5 protein-coding genes are annotated in these 5,732 nt (G+C 72.1%); 2 read left to right on the top strand and 3 right to left on the bottom strand.

Translation table 11 applies throughout. The features are described from left to right. Positions 1 to 169 precede the first annotated feature (169 nt). Positions 170 to 1,363, bottom strand: a complete 1,194-nt coding sequence (locus AB0C02_RS33280) for an FAD-dependent monooxygenase (RefSeq protein WP_357553190.1) — start codon at positions 1,361 to 1,363, stop codon at positions 170 to 172. Positions 1,364 to 1,519: 156 nt separating this feature from the next. Here AB0C02_RS33280 and AB0C02_RS33275 point away from each other — a divergent pair, with 156 nt between their 5' ends. Continuing rightward, on the top strand, positions 1,520 to 2,434 hold the full coding sequence (locus AB0C02_RS33275) for a TetR/AcrR family transcriptional regulator C-terminal domain-containing protein (protein WP_357553189.1): 915 nt from the start codon (positions 1,520 to 1,522) through the stop codon (positions 2,432 to 2,434). Here the strand turns inward: AB0C02_RS33275 and AB0C02_RS33270 are convergent. Both AB0C02_RS33270 and AB0C02_RS33265 read right to left on the bottom strand, forming a co-directional pair. Next, on the bottom strand, positions 2,431 to 3,474 hold the full coding sequence (locus tag AB0C02_RS33270; protein WP_357553188.1) for an aminotransferase class V-fold PLP-dependent enzyme: 1,044 nt from the start codon (positions 3,472 to 3,474) through the stop codon (positions 2,431 to 2,433). The two genes, AB0C02_RS33275 and AB0C02_RS33270, sit on opposite strands and share 4 nt — an antisense overlap. Before the next feature lie 164 nt (positions 3,475 to 3,638). After that, positions 3,639 to 4,490 carry a hypothetical protein gene (locus AB0C02_RS33265; RefSeq protein WP_357553187.1) on the bottom strand — a complete coding sequence of 284 codons (852 nt, stop codon included), beginning with the start codon at positions 4,488 to 4,490 and terminating at the stop codon, positions 3,639 to 3,641. Positions 4,491 to 4,757: 267 nt separating this feature from the next. Here AB0C02_RS33265 and AB0C02_RS33260 point away from each other — a divergent pair, with 267 nt between their 5' ends. Then, positions 4,758 to 5,621 (top strand): SPFH domain-containing protein, encoded by an 864-nt coding sequence (locus tag AB0C02_RS33260; RefSeq protein WP_357553186.1) that lies wholly within the window; start codon positions 4,758 to 4,760, stop codon positions 5,619 to 5,621. The last annotated feature ends 111 nt before the right edge of the window (positions 5,622 to 5,732 follow it).

The raw sequence follows: 5,732 nt of genomic DNA, 5'->3' as shown, positions 1-5,732 counted from the left end.
CGCAAGCCGCTCGACGCCTCTGCTCACGTATCGGGGTGACGACGGGGCGCCAGGGAGTTTTCCGCCGGCGCAGGGACCAAGCCTGACCGCCCGGAGCCGGTCACCCTCGCCCCCAGCCCCCAAGAGCAACCACCCATAAGAGCAACCAGCCCGCCAAGAGCAAACACCGTCACCGGCTGACGGCGTACTCGGGCAGGGTCAGGCCCTCGGCCTTGCTGAAGAACAGCCGGGAAGCGAGCCCGCGCAGCGGACGCGAGGTCATCGCCCGCATGGACGCGTCGCGCAGCCGGATCGCGGTGCGGGTGGCCGGCAGGAAGCCGGAGAGCCCACTACCGCCGGGCAGTTCCTGCCCCCGCGTCACGTGCTCCCGCAGCGCCTCCTCGTAACGGCGGTACGCGACCGCGTGATCGCCATTGGCAGCCGCCAGTTCACCGGCGAGCACGTACGCCCCGACCAGGGACAGGCTGGTGCCCTGCCCGGTCAGCGGGGACGGGCACCAGGCGGCGTCGCCGAGCAGGGCCACCCGCCCCGCGTGCCAGGTGTCCATCCGCACCTGCGCGTACCGGTCGAAGTAGAAGTCCGGCGCGTCGGCCATAGCGGCCAGCAGTTCGGCCGCCCGCCAGCCGACGTCGGCGAAGCGCTCGGCGAGTAGACGCTGCTGGGCGACCCGGTCCCGGCGGTCCACGTCCAGCGCTGACGAGGCGAAGCTGAAGAACGCGCTGGCGCGGCCGTGCCGGGTCGGGCGGGTGCCCACCACCCGGCGACCCGGGGCGTTGTGCAGTTCGAACCAGCCGGTCCGGTCGGGATACGGAGTGCCGAAGTAGGCCAGGTACGCCCCGAGCGGCCGGGCGTACGCCGACTCGGAGCCGAAGGCGAGGGCCCGGGTCCGGGAGTGTGACCCGTCGGCCCCGACCACCAGGGAAACGGTGCGCGGGGCGGAGCGGGCGAAGGTGAGCCGCACCCCGTCGTCGGTCTGGGTCAGCGTCTCGATCGAGTCGTCGAAGACGTACTCCACGTCGGCGCGGGTCTCCTCGTAGAGCAGCCGGGCCAGGTCACCGCGCTCGATCTCGATGTCGGCGACGATGCCCTCGCCGTCGAACGCGTGCACCGGCAGCCGGCAGGTCACCGCGCCCCGGGCGTCCACGTACGCCATGCCCTGCTCGCGGACGCCCTCGGCGCGGACCCGGTCGGTCAGCCCCATCCGGTCGAGCACCTCACGGGCGGTCCCCCGCACGTCGACCGCCTGCCCGCCGGGACGCAGCCCGGGCGCGCGTTCCACGACGGTGACGGCGAAGCCGTACCGGCGCAGCCAGAAGGCCAGCGCGGGGCCGGCCACGCCGGCACCGGAGATGAGTACGTCCATCACAGCTCTCCCAAGGTCATGCGTACACCGTTGAACCCGGTTCACGAGGGACGGTAGGTCCACGGTGGAACGCGTGCCCGTCCCGACCTAGTACGCTGCCCCGGCGAGGGCCGGTCGCGGCGTCTCGTACTAGTACGCTGCGCCGGAGGTGGAAGCGTGGCCGAATCGGAGCCGCCGTACCGGCGGATCGCCGGGGAGATCCGCCGCCGCATCACGGTCGGGGAGCTGCGCCCGGGCGATCCGGTGCCGTCGGCCCGGCAGCTCACCCGCGAGCACGGGGTGGCCATCGCCACCGCCACCAAGGTGCTCGCCCTGCTGCGCGACGAAGGGCTGGTGCTGACCCGGCCGGGGGCCGGCACGGTGGTCGCCCCGCCCCGGGTGGCAGCGCCCCGGGCCCGGCAGAGCCTCGACGGGACGGAGCTGAGCCGGGAGCGGCTGGTACGTACCGCGATCGCACTGGCCGACGCGGGCGGCCTGGCCGCCGTCTCGATGCGGCAGCTCGCCGCCGACCTGGGTGTGGCCACGATGTCGCTGTACCGGCACGTGCGCGGCCGGGACGACCTGGTGCTGGCGATGGCCGACGCGGCGATGGCCGAGGTGCCACTGCCGGCCGTGCCGCCGGTCGGCTGGCGGGCTCGCCTGGAGCTGCTCGCCCGGGCGCAGTGGGCGATCTACCGGCGGCACCGCTGGCTGCCGCACGTCATCTCGATGACTCGCCCGCAGCCGCTGCCGAACGGCGTGGCACACACCGAGTGGGCGGTGCGCGCCACGGCCGGGCGCGGTCTGGACGGCCAGCTGCGCTGGCAAGCGGCGGTGACGCTGATGGCGTACGTGCGGGGCATCGCCACCAGTCTGGAGGCGCAGGCGCATGCCGAGCAGGACACCGGCCTCACCGACGAGCAGTGGATGGAGACCCACGAGGTGATGTTCCAGGAGATCTTCACCAGCAATCGGTATCCCACGCTGACGGCGCTGGACGAGGAGGTCGACCTGGATTTGAACACCGTCTTCGAGTTCGGCCTGCAACGGCTGCTGGACGGCTACGCCACGCTGTTCGGGGACGACGCCTAAAGGTCGCCGGTCAACGCGTCCAGCGCCCGGTCGACGTCCTCCTCGGTGGTGTAGAGGTGGAACGAGGCCCGAACCCGGCCGGCGCGTACCGCCGCCCGCACCCCGGCCCGGGCCAGCTTCTCGGCCGCGCCGGGCACCTCCACCGTCACGATCGCGCTGTCGCCCGGCGGCCGGCCCAGCCCGGCGAGGAACCGGTTGGCCAGCGCCACGTCGTGCTCGCGCACGGCAGGCAGCCCGATCTCGGCGAGCAGTTCCAGGGCGGGCGCCGCCCCGACATAGCTGAACCAGGCCGGCGAGATGTCGAAGCGCCGGGCGTCGTCGGCCAGCCGCAGCGGCGGGCCGTAGTAGGAGGCGTGCGGGTCCTGGCCCGCGTACCAGCCGGCGGCGTCGGGGCGCAGCCGCTCGCGCAGTGCCGGGGCCAGGTAGGCGAAGGCCGTGCCGCGCGGCGCCATCAGCCACTTGTACGCCGACACCACCACCGCGTCCGCCGCGCCTGCGGCGAAGGGCAGCCAGCCGCACGCCTGGGTGGCGTCCACCGCGACGAGGGCGCCGTGCGCCCGGGCCGCCGCGACGATCTCCTCGTACGGGGCGACGCTCCCGTCGGACGACTGCACCAGGCTGAACGCGACCAGGTCGGTGTCGGCGTCGATCGCGTCGACCAGCCCGGCCAGCGGGACGGTGCGCACCCGCACCCCGCGCTCCCGCTGCACCAGCCAGGGAAACAGGTTGGAAGTGAACTCCACCTCCGGGACGACCACCGTGGCCCCCGGCGGCAGCCCGGCCGCGACCGGGGCGAGCAGTTGCGACGCGGTGCTGCCGATCGCCACGTCCGCCGGCGCCACCCCGACCAGCCCGGCGAACGCGGTCCGGGCCCGCTCGGCCGCCTCACCCCAGCCCTCCCAGGAGATCCGTCCCACCCGCCAGTCGGCCAGGGCGTCCTGCAACGCCACCCAGCCCGGCTCGGGCGGCAGCCCGTAGCTGGCGGTGTTCAGCCAGCCGGGCTCCGGCTGCCACAGCTTCCGTGCCTGTTCGAGTTCCATGCCGCGACGCTAGGTGGCCAGCTCGACGGGCAGACACTGCCAATCGCCGGTTCGTGGTTCCCGCCACGGCACACCCGGGCGCCCCGAGGTCGAGTACCAACCGGTCTGACCTGTCCCGCTCACTCGGGGGCGGGCAGGTCCACGAGCGCCCGCCGAATCTCCGCTCACGCCCGGGCCAGGGGCCAGGACGCGATCTCGGCGAGTGAATGTTGCTCCCGCAACCGGCGCACCGCCGCCAGCCCGACGAGGTAGCCGCAACGCTTGGGCAGGTTACCGGCGAGGGGCGAGTCCCGCATGAGGAAGTACGGGGCGTGGCGCGGGGGGTCGGTGGCGTCGAGGTCGACGCGGATCCGACCCAGGATCTCGGGCCAGCGACGACGGCACTCGTCCAGCCAGGGACCGTAGCCGGGACGCCCGAACCAGAGGTACTCCTCGACGGACCGCCCCGGGTCGAGTTCCGCCGACACCTGCGTGGCCAGCCCCTCGACGAGCAAAGTGTTCAACACACCGTGTTCCGGCCAGTCGCGGATCGCGGCCAGGCGGTCGTGTACGACGTGTGCCGCCTCGTGCAGGACGAGCAGCCGGTCGTCACCGGGCGGTCCGAGCTCCTCGACCGCCAGGAAGAGGGCGTACCGCCCGTCGAGCGTGCCGGCCCAGCCGTTCGCCCGGTGCAGTCCGACCAGGACAACGCACTCGACCGGGTCCCCGGCGTCCGACCAGCCCAGCGCCTCGCAAACCGTCGGCACGCAGGCGGGAAGTAGTGCGCCTACCGCCTTGGCCCGGGCAGCGAGGTCGCCCGCCCGGCGGTGGAGGTCGGGCAGGATTCGGACCAGATCCTGGGCTGCGGACCAGTCCCCCTCCCGGTCGAGCGACCGGAAGATGTCGTGGTGCCGGTCCAGGTAGCGGGATCGCCACCGCTCAGGCCACGTCGTGGCCGGCCTTCCCGCGCACTCGTCGAGGCAGGCGAGGAAGTCGGGCACCAGGTCGCGCGTCCGAAGCAGCTCGGTCGAAGCCATTCCCTGATGCTGCCTGTCCGCCACGTCCCCCGCTGCCCCGTCGACACCGCGACGAGATCGCGCTCGAACATGGAAGTAGTGGCCATGCGACGCCGGTAAGACCACTACTTCCTGGATCGAGCGCGGTCTTGGAACGCTTGCCTGGCCATCGCCACACCCTCCGCGCGAATGTGCCCCGGCCCCACCCCGGGCCGTCGGGCGCCTTGTGCCGAGCGGCTAGTTTGATGATCGACTCAGCAACCCGTCCCCGTGAAAGGTGCCGCGCACATGCCGTCCGGCTTCACCCTCGCGATCGTCACCGCCCTCGCCGCGGCCCTCGCCTTCGCCGTCGCACTGTTGAGTCGGCGCTCCGGCGTACGGCGGCAGGGCCTCCTGGCAGCTGTCGGCGCCCTGGTCGCCACGCTGCTGCTCACCATCGGGTCGAGCGCCCACACGGTGCCGATCCGCTCGGTCGGCATCGTCACCAGCTTCGGCAAACCGACCGGCAAGGTCACCGGCTCCGGCCTGAAGTGGACCGCGCCGTGGCAGCGGGTCGGCGAGTGGGACGCCGGGCGGCAGAAGTACGATCACATCGGCAATGGCAACTGCGTCCGGGTGCGTACCGGCACCCTCGCCGACGCTTGCGTCGAGGTGCTGATCGAGTGGCAGGTCCGGCCCGAGAACGCCCCGCATCAGTTCATGGACTACAAGGGCGACTTCCAGAGCTTCCGCGGACAGCGGGTCGGCGTGCAGCTCGACAGCGCCGTGAACGACGCCTTCGCCAGCTACAACCCGCTGGAGCGGATCGACGCAAAGACCGGCAGCCTGAACGTCGACCTCAAGCCGTTCGCGGAGAGCATCAAGACCAACGCCGAGGGCCGGCTGGCCGCGGACGTCGACATCCTGTCGGTCACCATCACCCGGGTCAACCACGACGACAAGACCGAGGGCAACATCAAGGCGTTCCAGGACAAGCTCGCCCAGACCCGCAACCTGGAACAGGATCGCCGCAACGCCGAGATCCAGAAGCAGATCACCGAGACCAACGCCAAGGTGGACAAGGTGACCCGCTGCCTGGAGATCGCCGAGAAGAACGGCAGCACGCCGGGCCTCTGCATCAACCCGGGCATCGTCATGGGCACGGCCAATTGAGTGCTCCCCACGCCTAAAGGACTCCGTTGGGAAATGCCTGGAGTGGGGTGTAAGGCCGTTTTCAGGTGGCGAGTTCGAGTCGGGCAAGGTGGCTGGTTCTGGTCCGGCCGA

The sequence above is a fragment of the Micromonospora sp. NPDC048999 genome (genome assembly GCF_040649295.1).
Classification (GTDB): Bacteria; Actinomycetota; Actinomycetes; order Mycobacteriales; family Micromonosporaceae; genus Micromonospora.
This window is presented reverse-complemented; position numbering and strand designations above follow the sequence as displayed.

Excerpts from the sequence above, each read along its gene's own strand:
- AB0C02_RS33260 (WP_357553186.1), top strand. The coding sequence starts at position 4,758 with ATGCCGTCCGGCTTCACCCTCGCGATCGTCACCGCCCTCGCCGCGGCC.
- AB0C02_RS33265 (WP_357553187.1), bottom strand. The coding sequence starts at position 4,490 with ATGGCTTCGACCGAGCTGCTTCGGACGCGCGACCTGGTGCCCGACTTC.
- AB0C02_RS33270 (WP_357553188.1), bottom strand. The coding sequence starts at position 3,474 with ATGGAACTCGAACAGGCACGGAAGCTGTGGCAGCCGGAGCCCGGCTGG.
- AB0C02_RS33280 (WP_357553190.1), bottom strand. The coding sequence starts at position 1,363 with ATGGACGTACTCATCTCCGGTGCCGGCGTGGCCGGCCCCGCGCTGGCC.